The sequence below is a fragment of the Nonomuraea sp. WAC 01424 genome, assembly GCF_003947315.1.
Classification (GTDB): domain Bacteria; phylum Actinomycetota; class Actinomycetes; order Streptosporangiales; family Streptosporangiaceae; genus Nonomuraea; species Nonomuraea spiralis.
In genome coordinates this window covers 35,611-48,013 of sequence record NZ_QHHZ01000027.1, presented here as the reverse complement: position 1 = coordinate 48,013, position 12,403 = coordinate 35,611, and the positions used below count along the sequence as shown (strand labels likewise).

The 12,403-nt window shown below is 68.9% G+C and carries 11 protein-coding genes and 1 pseudogene; 8 read left to right on the top strand and 4 right to left on the bottom strand.

The window, feature by feature from the left end; all coding sequences use genetic code 11:
- Together DMB42_RS48890 and DMB42_RS48885 are read right to left on the bottom strand one after the other, a co-directional pair.
- Positions 1 to 363, bottom strand: a complete 363-nt coding sequence (locus tag DMB42_RS48890; RefSeq protein ID WP_125647869.1) for a VOC family protein — start codon at positions 361 to 363, stop codon at positions 1 to 3.
- A gap of 136 nt (positions 364 to 499) precedes the next feature.
- The gene (locus tag DMB42_RS48885; RefSeq protein ID WP_221762705.1) at positions 500 to 874 is read right to left on the bottom strand and encodes a nuclear transport factor 2 family protein; all 375 of its coding nucleotides are present in this window, start codon (positions 872 to 874) and stop codon (positions 500 to 502) included.
- A gap of 263 nt (positions 875 to 1,137) precedes the next feature.
- Here DMB42_RS48885 and DMB42_RS48880 point away from each other — a divergent pair, with 263 nt between their 5' ends.
- The 4 genes from DMB42_RS48880 to DMB42_RS48865 all read left to right on the top strand — a co-directional run bounded on the left by DMB42_RS48880 (position 1,138) and on the right by DMB42_RS48865 (position 6,128).
- Positions 1,138 to 2,712, top strand: coding sequence for a hypothetical protein (locus DMB42_RS48880; protein WP_125647863.1), 1,575 nt, complete (start codon positions 1,138 to 1,140; stop codon positions 2,710 to 2,712).
- Positions 2,713 to 2,733: 21 nt separating this feature from the next.
- On the top strand, positions 2,734 to 3,999 hold the full coding sequence (locus tag DMB42_RS48875) for a hypothetical protein (protein ID WP_125647860.1): 1,266 nt from the start codon (positions 2,734 to 2,736) through the stop codon (positions 3,997 to 3,999).
- A gap of 56 nt (positions 4,000 to 4,055) precedes the next feature.
- On the top strand, positions 4,056 to 5,402 hold the full coding sequence (locus DMB42_RS48870) for a caspase family protein (protein ID WP_125647857.1): 1,347 nt from the start codon (positions 4,056 to 4,058) through the stop codon (positions 5,400 to 5,402).
- Positions 5,403 to 5,684: 282 nt separating this feature from the next.
- The gene (locus DMB42_RS48865) at positions 5,685 to 6,128 is read left to right on the top strand and encodes a hypothetical protein (protein WP_125647854.1); all 444 of its coding nucleotides are present in this window, start codon (positions 5,685 to 5,687) and stop codon (positions 6,126 to 6,128) included.
- Between the two features lie 963 nt (positions 6,129 to 7,091).
- Here DMB42_RS48865 and DMB42_RS48860 read toward each other — a convergent pair.
- Both DMB42_RS48860 and DMB42_RS56555 read right to left on the bottom strand, forming a co-directional pair.
- Entirely contained in the window at positions 7,092 to 8,030 is a 939-nt protein-coding gene (locus DMB42_RS48860) for a BtrH N-terminal domain-containing protein (protein ID WP_125647851.1), read from the bottom strand.
- A gap of 159 nt (positions 8,031 to 8,189) precedes the next feature.
- Positions 8,190 to 8,438, bottom strand: a pseudogene (locus tag DMB42_RS56555) (winged helix-turn-helix domain-containing protein); the annotation flags it as partial.
- Positions 8,439 to 8,786: 348 nt separating this feature from the next.
- On the opposite strand from DMB42_RS56555, the gene DMB42_RS48850 reads away from it, so the two are divergent.
- The 4 genes from DMB42_RS48850 (at position 8,787) to DMB42_RS48835 (ending at position 12,377) form a co-directional block, all read left to right on the top strand.
- On the top strand, positions 8,787 to 9,452 hold the full coding sequence (locus DMB42_RS48850; protein WP_260478386.1) for a FadR/GntR family transcriptional regulator: 666 nt from the start codon (positions 8,787 to 8,789) through the stop codon (positions 9,450 to 9,452).
- 113 nt (positions 9,453 to 9,565) lie between these two features.
- Positions 9,566 to 10,342 (top strand): ATP-binding cassette domain-containing protein, encoded by a 777-nt coding sequence (locus tag DMB42_RS48845; RefSeq protein ID WP_125647845.1) that lies wholly within the window; start codon positions 9,566 to 9,568, stop codon positions 10,340 to 10,342.
- On the top strand, positions 10,339 to 11,352 hold the full coding sequence (locus DMB42_RS48840) for an ABC transporter permease (RefSeq protein WP_125647842.1): 1,014 nt from the start codon (positions 10,339 to 10,341) through the stop codon (positions 11,350 to 11,352). The genes DMB42_RS48845 and DMB42_RS48840 overlap by 4 nt, the downstream gene beginning before the upstream one ends.
- Before the next feature lie 53 nt (positions 11,353 to 11,405).
- Positions 11,406 to 12,377 (top strand): ABC transporter substrate-binding protein, encoded by a 972-nt coding sequence (locus DMB42_RS48835; protein WP_125647839.1) that lies wholly within the window; start codon positions 11,406 to 11,408, stop codon positions 12,375 to 12,377.
- Positions 12,378 to 12,403: the final 26 nt, after the last annotated feature.

Genomic DNA, 12,403 nt, shown 5'->3' with positions numbered 1-12,403 from the left:
TCACTTCTTGGAGATCATGACCTCGTGGCCGTCCGGGTCGGTGGCCTTGATGTAGGTGCCCCAGGGCTCCTTCACCGGGTCGGTCACGGTGACGCCGACCGCGCGCAACTGACGCACCGTCTCGTCGATGTCGTCGCAGGCGAAGGTGAGGTACGCGCCCTCACCCGGCTTCTTGCCGAACGCCTCGGCGCTGTGCAGGGTGATCGAGGTCTGCCCGTCCGGCGGTCTGACCTCGACCCAGCGCGCTCCCGGCCACATCTCGGCGTCGACGGTCTTGGCGAAGCCGAGTTTGTCGACATAGAAGTCCACCGACCGCTGCTGGTCGGCCACGTACATGACGGCGACGTTGATATGGGTGATCATAAATATTTCCTTTGCCGGCTCGGCCGCATCGGATGTCGGCGGTGGTGCACAGCGCCCGGCCCGGGTCCGGGTCCGGGCCTGGCCCAGCGCGACATGCAGGAGTGTATGTGAGGAATCCGGGGCGGAGGGTGATCCGTCAGGCTGTGCCGTGGGGGTTGTCGATGACGTAGCGCCACCGGCCGTCGGGGCCGCGGCGGACGACGTGGGTCGCGGTGCCGCTCATGTCGATCTCGCTGCCGTCGCCTGCCGTGCCGCGCATGGACCAGTCGACGATGAGCAGGGCGATGTCGCCGGCCACGTACGCGTGCCTCGTACGGGCCTCGATCGGCAGCCCGAAGCTCTGCAGGTGCTGGTTGGCGGCGAGGCGCGCGGGGCCGGTGACGGGATGGCCGGGCACCGGTACGAGGACCGCGCCGTCCTCGTAGACCTGGTCGAGCGCGTGAGGATCACCGGCGTTCATGGCCGCGGTGTACCGGGCCACGGGGCCGCCGGGGTCTCCGGCGAGAAGCATCTGAGGCTGGGAATTGTCATGACTACTCATGACAAAATGATCATATCACATTTCGGCCCCTCGCCGGGGCGGGTTCGGGGGTTCCGCGCCGCCTGCCGGACGGATTGTCGTCGGTCGGCAGCAGAGCACGAATGAGAAAAGAGAGTCGTAGACGAACCAGGGGGAAAGCGTCCGGCGGCGTGTCACAAATCGGACGTTGGCACGCTGCCACTGGAGTGCTTGTGTTGAGGCCACCATCGTTTCACCAGGGGCGGGAGCATACGATGGATCTCAAGAACATGATGGCTCGGGTGATAGACGAGCTCTATTCCGGCCTCACCGGAGGGGACGCGGAAATCCCCCTGCCCGGCAACATGGTCATCAATTTCATCCAACCGGGAATGGTCTTCCACCCGAGCGAATTCGACTTCGCCGTCGCGGGCCCCTTCTCGGGCCCGTCGCCGCTGACCCTCGACTTCTTCAGGAAGCTGGCCGAGACCATCCAGGGCGACAACCCCGGAATCGCCCGCGAGGAGGTCGTCAAACAGGCGAAGGCCATGTACCAGGGGTTCCTCCTGGGCACCTGGGAGAACTGGTCCAGGCTCGTCGACTTCATCCCCCTCGTCCAGCCCGGCCCGGCGCAACACAGCTGGCGACTCGACCGTGACCAGGGCAGACAGCGGCACGCCCAGGTGGTGTACGGGCAGGCGGGGCGTACCCTCTCCCAGGTCTACGGCGACGTGCTCTCGCTCTGCGAGGTGGCCGACGACGAGCTCAGCCCGGAGAAGCTGGCGCTCATCCAGAAGATGCGCGCCCTGCTCCAGGAGACCGTGGAGACGACCGACTTCCTGACCGGCGAGAAGCGTACGGTCATCCAGGAGTCGCGCATCCTGAAGACGTACGCCGACTACCGCACACGCTACGAGAACGCCGTCATCGACTACGCCGGCAGGCTCGCCCGTTCCCAGTCGGGATCGGCCGCCGACCTCATCGAGTGGTCGCGCAGCGGCGGGATCTACCGTTCGCGGGCCCAGCGGGCCAGGGCCGACTGGGAGGCACAGGGCTACAAGAACGACGTCGAACGGGCCCAGGCCGTCCTCGACCAGATCCTCGGCACGAGCATGGTGCAGTGGGTGGCCAAACTCCGTTCCGACGTCGACGCGATCGAGGACAACGTCCAGGGCGCGTTCGGCTACCCCTTCTTCCCCGCCACCGTGGTGCCGGGGAGCTTCGCCAGGAACGACGGCTGGACCACGTTCAAGAACCTTGAGCTGCACTCGTCGAGCCAGTACACCGCCAGCTCGCGGGGCGGCGCCGCGCACGTGGGCTTCCCCCTCGGGATCGTCAACTTCTCGGGCGGCGGCAGCGCCGGTCAGACCGAGACGGACCTGAGGTTCAAGTCCAGCACGTTCGGCATGGAGTTCGAGTACACCCAGGTCGAGATCGTGCGGCCGTGGTTCAACCCCGGCTTCTTCGCCTCGCGCGGCTGGCGGCTCAAGACCGAGTTCGTGGACAGGTACCGTACCGATCGGCTCTCGGACGGCAAGGCGGAGCAGCCGACCGGCGCCCTGGTGGGCTATCCGACCAAGGCGCTGTTCGTCCGCAACCTCACCTTCCACTCCAGCGACCTGGCCGGCTACATGCACACCAAACGCGACGACATCGTCGCCGGCGGCGCGGTCGCCATCGGGCCCTTCGTGGTCGGCGGCGGCTACCACCAGTCGCGGGTCAGCCGCGAGTCCGCCTTCGACCTGACCGACACCTCGATCACGATGCGCGGACTGCAGCTCGTGGCCTTCATGAGCGCGCTGACCCCGATGGGCCCCGACCCTTCGCCGAACGTCAAGAAGTGGCTCTGACCACCGATGCTCCCCGACGGCATGCACGTCGCGATCGCCGCCTGGATCGACGCCCGTCGAACCTATCCAGGCTTCCTGTCGGTGCCGCCGCGGCCGCTGCCGATCCAGCCCTCACTGCTGGAAGCGCTGGTGACGCGGCAGAATCCGGCGGTGGAGGCCGACTTCGCGCTGATGGCCAACTTCGTCCCGCGCCGAGGTCGCCCCGCCGAGCCGTACGGTCCGGCGCGTGCTCTCTGGATCGTCCACCGGGAGACGCTCGCCGGCATGCGGTTCGCGCTGGAGCCGCTGACTCCCGAGGAGGCCGCGGCGCTGGCTCGGGCCCGGGCGCTGCTCTATCCGCCCGACGCCTCGGGACGGCCGGCGATCTCGGAGAAGCTGCTGGCCTACCGCGAGATGAAGGCCGTGGTGGACCGGCTGGAGCTGGACCGGCGGCCCGCCGACGAGATCGAGCAGGCGTACGCCGACTGGCTGGTGCTCGGGTTCAAGTCCGAGGTGGAGAGCGCGCTGGCGCTGCTGGCCCGGCTGGCCAGGCGCTCGTCGGTCGACGACGCCGTACGCGAGCGCGGCGACCTGGCGGAGGAGGCCCTGCCCAGGGCGGGGGAGGTGAGCTTCGCGCCGACGTACTTCGCGCCGCTGGCCGCCGTCACGGAGGCGACGTGGGCGAGGAACGCGGTCTCCTTCGCCGAGCTGCGCGCCGCCGTACCCGGCGAGCTGACGGGGCTGGGCGGCACCTTCCTCAGCAGCCAGGCCGAGGGGACCTGCGAGTTCGGCCATACCGTGCTGGAGCTCGGCCGGCCCTGGTTCTCCGCGAGCCTCTACGAGGCGGACGACTGGCGGCTCGCGCCCGGTGAGATCGTCTCCGACGGCTTCGGCGGCGCCGGGCGCATGCCGGGGTACGTGCAGTCGGTCTACGTCGTACGCCCGCAGGCCGGCGGCGGCAAAGGGGTGAGCGGGCCGTCCCGGCCGATCGTCGCGCGCCCGCCGGGCGACGGCCCGGCCTTCCCACGGCCGGGCGTCGTGGGCGGCCTCCGGCCGGGCGTCGTGGGCGGTCCGCTGCCGCGGGTGGACCGGCCGCCGGTCGTGATCGGGCCGCCGCGGCCGGTCTCGTGGGGTTCGCCCGTACTCAGACGTGCCGACTGGATCGAGCAGATCGACCGGATCAGGAAGCTGGCCCGGCTCGGCACCGCCACCCCCGTGCCGTCCGCGCCGTCGGAGTGCCTGGTCGTGGGGTTCGGCTGCGTGCAGCTGCCGTCCTCACCCCGCCCGAACCCCGCCTACACCTGGTGACCTTCCCACGATCAGAAAGAAGAGTGGTCCCCGTGCTGACGTCGCATCGTTTCACCGTGACGCCCACCGATGACACCCGTGCCCGCCTGGAACTCGTGGCGAGCAACGACAAGCCCATGGGCCGGGGCGAGACGCAGCGCAGCGCGGTGCGTGCCGTACAGACCGCGCTGGCCGACCTGAACTCGTCCTACATGCTGCCCGTGGAAGCCGACGGCTTCTACGGCGCGCGCACCGCCACGGCGGTCGAGGCGTTCCAGCGCGACTACGGGCTGTTCGCCGACGGCGTCGTCGGCAAGCAGACCATCGTGCAGCTGGACGCCATCTACTCGACCGCCGTGAACCGCGAGCCGATCGGGATCAGCGTGCACATCGGCGTGGACAGACTGGACGCCGGCCACTACGGCGAGTCGTTCCCGCTCTCCTCCTGCGTCAACGACGCGCGCGGGATGGCGGCGCTCGCCGGGGCCCTCGGCTACCGTGCCACGATCTTCGAGAACGAGAACGCCACCGTCGCGAACTTCAGCGCGTTCATGCGCTACGCCGCGGTCAACCTGTTCGCCGGCGACACGCTCCTGTTCACCTTCTCCGGCCACGGCTCGCAGATCCCCGACACCGGCTCGGACGCCGAGGCCGACGGGCTCGACGAGACCTTCTGCTTCCACGACAGAATGCTGGTCGACGACCAGTTCTACGCGCTGGTGGCGGAGCTGCAGCAGGGGGTGCGGGTCATCGGCGTCTTCGACTCCTGCCACAGCGGCACGGCGGCCAAGAAGATCGGGTCCCTCGGCGTGGAGCAGGATCGCCGGCAGCGGCGCGCCGAGCGCCTGGACCAGATGGAGAAGGCCGCCACGGCCTACGAGGAGAGCTTCAGGAGCGTGGTTTCGGGTGGTGAGGCGTACAGCGCCGTCCCGCTGACCGAGGAGGAGCTGCGCTCCCAGCTGGAGGAGGACCTGCCGCCGGCGCCCGCGGCCGACGGCGCGGACCTCGCCCCTCTCGCGCCCCTCGCCGTCGGCGAGGGGCTGGAGGTGCTGGCCGATCTCTACGCCGACGGTACGACCGGCAAGGGCAAGCTGCTCGACTCCCTGACCGGGATCTACGACAAGAGCCAGGACCTCTACGACTCCGTCCGGGACGCCGCCGGACCCAAAGAGCAGGCCGAGATCCAGGCCACCATGATCACGCTGTCGGCCTGCAACGACGCGCAGACCACCCCGGCCGGAAGCGTGTACAGCCTGTTCACCTACAACATCATCACCGCCTGGAACCGCGGCGGTTTCACCGGCAACTACCGCCAGTTCTACCAGGCGCTGCTGGACCGCAGCCGGGCCGACGCGACCCCGGTGCTGACGACGTACGGCAGGGGAGCCGAGAACCTGATCTACGTCCGCCCGTTCTCCACCTGACGCCGCGCCTGGCCCGCGACGGCGCGGGCCAGGCAAACGTGGCGGGTTCCCCGGCCTGGCCGCCTGTAGCGGCGGAATCGGGTGTATCGCTCCTCCACCCCCACCAGCGTCCGCCCCGAGATGGCCCGCACCGCCGCGGAACCCACCACCACCTCGTCAGCCCGGCTGATCCCACCGCCGAACCACACCGGTGACGCCACCACCACCTGACACCTACGGATCAACCTCAGGAGGTCGGCGCGGACGGGCGGCGCCTGAGCTGGAGTGAATAGACTTGTCATCATGTTCGACGACAAAACGCAGGAGACCCTGCGGCGCCTGCTGGACCTCGCCGAACACCCCTCCACTCCGGACGCCGAGCGGGCACTGGCGTTCACGCGGGTCCGCGCCCTGGTCGCCATGCCGGCCGACGACAGCCGCCGCAAGGCGCCCGTGGCCGGGATGGACGCCAAACTGCTCGTCAAGCTCAAGCCGCTGCTGCGGCACGTGGACGAGGACCTGGTCGACGACGTCCACGGCGACCTGCACTCCTTCGGGATCCGCTACCGGGTGGTCTCGGAGGTCGCCGGGCAGTTGGCCCACATCCTCGACCTGCGCTCCCGCCTCGCTCCCGACAAACGCCACCGGCACGACGACGGCGTACGCCAGACGGCGGCCCGGCTGGCCTTCCTCCTGGAGCGCTCCGACGGCTTCCGCACCTCCCGCTGGCGCAGCAAACGCAGCTGACCCGCCCGCCCCGGACTTCTGGCCGTCAGATCTGTACGTATCCGGGGCGTCGGCCAGGCCGGTGCTCACGGAGTGCCGGGACAGGGACAGCGCCCCAGTATGCGACCAGGCATACGCGGCCTTCGTGGAATGCGGTGGAACGACATACGACAATTGGGGGTTGACCGCGTGTCGCACCGCCGTTCAACTGCATGACGACTGCCGCGAGACCTATCGGCAGAACTCCGCCGCCTGCAAAATGATCGCCTTCGACATGCTCAATTGTTTGCGCGATCGTGTCTCCGTATTCGAATGCGGTGACTACGGATACTTCTATCTGGACTGCCTCGACGAGCCCGGAGCTTCAGTCGCAGGAGGCAGAAGATGGCGGCCATCGCGTCCCGGTGACGCGTAATGGGCGGGTTGCGGGAGCTCGGCGGAGCGCTCGACGTTCTCGGTCTCGACCGGCGACGATGGCGTGAAGTACGACTACGACGCTCGCCGTCGCCGACATCGCCACCTGTGCAAAGATCGCGATGTTCGGCCGGGACGCCCCTGGCCGCACTCTCGGCCTGTCGGACGGCGTGGGTGCTCAGCCGGCGTTCTGGGACCGGCGCGGCGACCTCGTCGAGGCCTTCGCCGCGACCGGCACCTCATCTGATCGACTCGGTCGCCGGCAACCCCTTCGGCGAGGTCATCGCGCGCAGCGGCGTCGCCCACACCCTCGGCTACCAGGGTGCCTACACCGACCCGAGCTTTGGTACCAGCCCAGGCGAAGGAATACACCGGGTCATCCTGCCGGGCCCGTTCCCGTCTCCCGGGGGGCCGGAGCTCACGAACGTGCCGCAGGTCAAGCCCCCGGGGCGGGCATGGTGGGTGCCGAGAACTACGTCGCCTGCTCTGACATTGCGGGGCTCAGTGTTTGGAGTTGGTGCCTGACCTGCGGCTTCTTGATGGCGTCAGCCGGCGATCCGGTGTGGCGACCTACATGCGCCTGCCCTGTTCCAGCGCTCGGACGCCCCGCTCTTCGAGTCGTATCGCCTGTTCCACCAGTTCGGCGATCTCGACGAAAGACGCCCGGCCGGTGGCGGCTGCGGCCACCTGTGACCATTGCTCGCCCGCCTGCCGGTAGACGGTCGCGGCCACGTCGTGGCCGGTGGTGTCCGCGAGCTGAGCGGCCAGTTTGCGCATGCCCGACAGGCCGAAGTTGACGTCGAAGGAGTTGTTCAGCACCGGCCCGGTCAGCTTGGCCGCAGTGTCCTGGACGGCTTCGGCCACCCGCGGGGACCCTGCGGCGGTTCCGGTCACCTCTATGAGCTGGTGCTTGGACTTCTTCAGTACCGACCAGGCCGCCATGAAGTCGGTCAGGGGCATCTCGCCGGGCCGGTCGTCGTGCACATGCACGACCTGATCCTCGACGCCCAGCACCGCGACGTCGACGGGATCGGGAAAGGACTGCGGCGGCCGCCAGGGGAGGAGGTGGCGGGCGAGGGTGCAGATGGGGTGACGGCCGGCGTCGAGGGCGGTGCGCAGATTGCGTTCGGCGACCTTCGCCGAGCCGGTACGGCGGATCTGATGCGGGACGCCGGCCCGCTTCAGGGCGAGCGGGATGATCGGCTCGGGATGCGCCTGGGCGACGATGGTGAGCATCGGCGCCTGTCCGGTGTACTCGAACACGAAGTACATGAACCCGATGCCGCCGCCGAGGCCGAGGAGCATGGCCTCGGAGTAGCTGTCATCCCCCAGGACGCGACGCAGCAGCGCGGCCTCATGGTGGTGCTCGAGGTCCTGAGCGGCGGGGTGCGCGGAGTCGGTGGTGACATGGCGGTGCGCCGTGACGTGGCGATGGGCGGTGGCGTAGGACTCGTCCGTCCTGGCCATACGCTCGCGTACACGTCGCTTGAGATGTTTGTGGTCGGTCATGCTGACGGCTCCTGAGGCGGGCTCACGTGCGAGGACCCACGCTCCGGTCACACGGCCCGCCGTCTGAGAGCAGACCGGCACGATCGCGACATCGCCCCGAGGACATCGATCCCCTCAGCCTCCGCACATGCCGCGCGGCCTGGGCGCGCGGTCAGGAGGTCAGGTGCAGGACGGCACCCGCGCAGAACTGTACCAGGAGGTCATTCTGTTCATGCCGTGCCTCCCGGAGGCCGGCTCAAGGGCTGCACAATCCTCGAGCAGCACGGGCTCTTCGGCTGCCTGATGCTCGGCGGCGCTGGTGAAGGGGGCGCCGGCCTCGTCCCATGCGCGCTCGAGCAGTTCCTCGGCGGAGACGACCAGACCGGGTATGGCGAGCAGGCATTCGAGCAGAGCGAACTCCCTGGGCGCCGCCCGGTCTGGTGCCATGGGCAGGTTGACGGGTGACCTGCGGGTAGCCGCCGTCCGCGTCGATTAACCCGATGTTTGTGTACGGCCTGCGCTGGAGGATCACCTCAAATGCGGACAAAAGCTCCCGCAGACCACGCGGCCCTCGTAACGAACACGTTAAAGATGGGCTTATTGACACCGTCTCGCTGCTGAGCATACCGTGCTGCTACCCGCAAACATCGGGTCGATTTGACCAAGTCCTCACGACGTAGGTAACAACTCGACGATCACTCGCGGCGACGTCCCCGACGATCCGCCAAGATGGGAGGCGCGCAGGAGAGGAGCCCAGTGACGCTCACGGACGATGCCGTGGACAGGATCCGTCAGATGATCATCACCGGCGAGCTGCAGCCTGGTGACCGCCTGCCGGCTGAGAAGGAGCTGGCCGCCCGGCTCGGCCTGTCGAGGAACTCGCTGCGGGAGGCGGTTCGCGCGCTCACCATGATGCGCGTGCTGCACACTCGCCGCGGCGACGGCACGTACGTGACGAGTCTGGATCCTGAGCTGCTGCTCGGCACCATGAGCATGGTCGTCGACCTGCACCAGGACAGTACGATCCGGCACTTCCTGGAGGTGCGCCGGCTGCTGGAGCCGGAGGTGACCGCCATGGCGGCCCTGCACATCGACAGGAACGCGCTCGGCGAGCTGGCCGCGCTCCAGGCCGAGGCCACCGAACTCGTCGCCGCCCATCCGGCCGACCGCGCGCGACTGCGCGAGAACGGCCAGTCCTTCCACGGGATCATCGCCCGCGCGTCGGGCAACCCCGTCCTGGCCACCATCGTCGAGACCATGTCGGGCAAGACCCTCCGGCCCCACGCCTGGTGCGGGATGACCGGCGAGTCCGACCTGCACCTGACCCTCACCGAACATCAGGCGATCTACGAGGCCCTGACCGCCGGTGACAGCTACCGTGCCCGCATCAGGGCGGCCGCGCACATCGCCGGCATCGAGGACGCGATTCTCACCGCTCACTGACCGTCCTCCCTCCGTCCTCCCTTCCCATGCCACGCCGTGGCGGAAGCCTGCCCGAAAACACCCCCCGTCGAAAGGACGATGCGTCATGCCTGCCATGTCCCTCGGAGGCCGTGATGGCTGAGCCGCTGCTGGAGGCCCGCGGCATCCGTAAGCGGTTCGACCACGTCGACGCGCTGAGAGGAGCCGACTTCACCGCCTACGCGGGCGAGATCGTCTCGCTCATCGGCGACAACGGCGCCGGCAAGAGCACGCTGGTGAAGGTGCTGTCAGGCGCGGTACGGCCGGACAGCGGCCGGATCCTCCTGGACGGAGAGCCCGTCGCCTTCTCCTCGCCGACCGACGCCCAGGCGGCCGGGATCGAGACCGTCTACCAGGATCTCGCCCTGGCGCCCGCGCTCGGCCCGGCGGCCAACCTCTTCATGGGCCGTGAGGTGACCCGCCGCGGCCCGCTGGGCAGGCTCGGATTCCTCGACAAGGCGAGCATGCGGGACAGCACGATCAAGGAGCTGGCCTCCCTCGGCGTGCGTCTGGCCGATGTGGACGGCCCGATCTCGACCCTGTCCGGAGGGCAGCGGCAGAGCGTGGCGATCGTCCGGGCGGTCACCTGGGCCAAACGGGTGATCTTCATGGACGAGCCCACGGCCGCGCTCGGCGTCGTGCAGACCAGGCGCGTGCTCGACCTGATCCGCCAGGTGCGCGACCGCGGCATCGCGGTGGTCCTGATCAGCCACAGCATGCCGCAGGTCCTTGAGGTGTCCGACCGGATCGAGGTGCTCAGGCTCGGCGCCAGAGTCGCCCGGTTCACCACGGGTGAGGCCAAGGCCGAGGACCTCGTCGCCGCCATGACCGGCCTGCTCACTCACGGCGTGACTCTGGAGGAGACGGCATGACGTCGGTATCGATCGAGGAGGGCCTCAGGCCGTCGGCGGGGCTGCGCCGCAGGCTCACCGCGTCCCCGCTCACCTACCTGTCCGCCTCGCTGGCGGCGATGATCGCGGTCTTCTCGGTCGCGGCGCCCGAGGCGTTCCTGTCCGCCTACAACATCCAGACGATGCTGACGGTCACCTCCGTCTTGCTGGTGTTGTCGGTCGGCATGACGTTCGTGATCGCCACCGCGGGCATCGATCTGTCGGTGGGTTCGGTGCTGGTCTTCTCGGCGGTGATGTCGCTGCGGACGATGACCGCGCTGGGCGGCTCCGGATTCGGCGTCGTACTGGCCGGATTCGCCGTCGCCGTGGTGTCCGGCGTGGTCTGGGGCACGCTGAACGGCCTGCTCGTGGCCAAGGCGAAGGTGCCCGCGCTGATCTCCACGCTCGGCACGATGGGCGCGGCCCTGGGCATCGCGCAGCTCGTCACCGGCGGCAACGACCTGTCCGGCGTGCCCAAGGCGCTGTACGAGACGGTCGGCCTCGGCAAGCTCTTCGGCGTCGTGCCCTGGCTGGTCGTGATCGCGCTCGTGGTGACCGTCGCCGGAGCGGTGGTGCTGAACCAGACCAGGTTCGGCCGGTACACGCTGTTCGTCGGCTCGGGCGCCGAGGCGGCGCGCCGGTCGGGCATCAACGTCGACCTGCACCTGATCAAGGTGTACGGCCTGGCCGGGCTGCTCGCCGGGGTGGCCGGCTTCCTCGACCTCGCATTGTTCGCCAGCGCCAACATCGCCGGCCACTCCACCGACAACCTCCAGGCCGTGGCCGCCGTGGTGCTCGGAGGGACCAGCCTGTTCGGCGGCGTGGCCACCATCCCCGGAACCGTGATCGGCGTCTTCATCCCCGCGGTGCTGCAGAACGGCTTCGTCATCCTCAAGGTGCAGACCTTCTGGCAGGAGGTCGCGATCGGCGTGGTGCTCGTCCTCGCCGTCTACATCGACCAGCTCAAGCGCAAGTCGCGCGAAAAATCGTAGCCCCCTCGTCCCGGACGAGAGACACCCCCCATTCGAGAAGAGGTCATGTCAGCATGCGCACAAGCGTCCTGTCACTGTCGGTCGCGGTCCTCGCCCTGGTCGCCGGCTGCTCGGACACCGGCGGACCGGCGGCCGGCGGCGCCGAGCCGTACAAGATCACATATGTCCAGGGGATGGCGGGGAACCCGTTCTTCACCTCGCTGACCTGCGGCGCGCAGGAGCGCGCCAAAGAGCTCGGCGTGCAGTTCGACGCGCAGGGCGGCAAGGACTACAGCCCGCAGAGCCAGACCCCGATCCTCAACGGCGTCATCGCGCAGAAGCCCGACGCGATCGTCATCTCGCCGATGGCGGGGGAGGCCATGGTCCCGGCGCTGAGCAAGGCCAAGGCGGCCGGCATCAAGCTGGTCTTCGCCGACTCGGTCGCCGACGACGCGACCCTCGCGGTCTCGCAGATCGCCTCCGACAACTACGCGGGCGGTGTGCTGGCCGCGCAGACCCTCGCCAAGCAGGTCGGTGAGAAGGGCAAGGTCATGGTGATGGGCGCGAAGCCCGGCATCTCCACGACCGACGCCCGGCAGAAGGGCTTCGAGGACGAGATCGGCAAGCACTCGGGGATCACCTATCTGGGCCCGCAGTACAGCGAGAGCCAGCCGGCGACGGCCACGTCCAAGTTCGCCGCCGTGTTCGCCGCCAACTCCGACCTGGCCGGAGTGTTCGCGGTCAGCACGCAGGAGGTCGAAGGGGTCGCCACCGGCGTGCAGAACGCGTCCAAGTCAGGGGCGGTGCACATCGTCGGCTTCGACACCTCCGACCCGATCCTGGACGACGTCAGGAACGGCGTCGTCGAGTCGCTGATCGTCCAGCAGCCGCTGCAGATGGGCGTGGACGCCGTCACCCAGGCCGTCGCCGCGCTGAAGGGCGAGGCCACCACCCCCAAGATCTCCACGCCGTTCGTCGTGCTGACCAAGGACAACATGACCCAGCCCGACGTCGCGAAGTTCATCTACAAGACCACCTGCGACTGATCGACCGGCGCCCCCCTCAGGAGAAC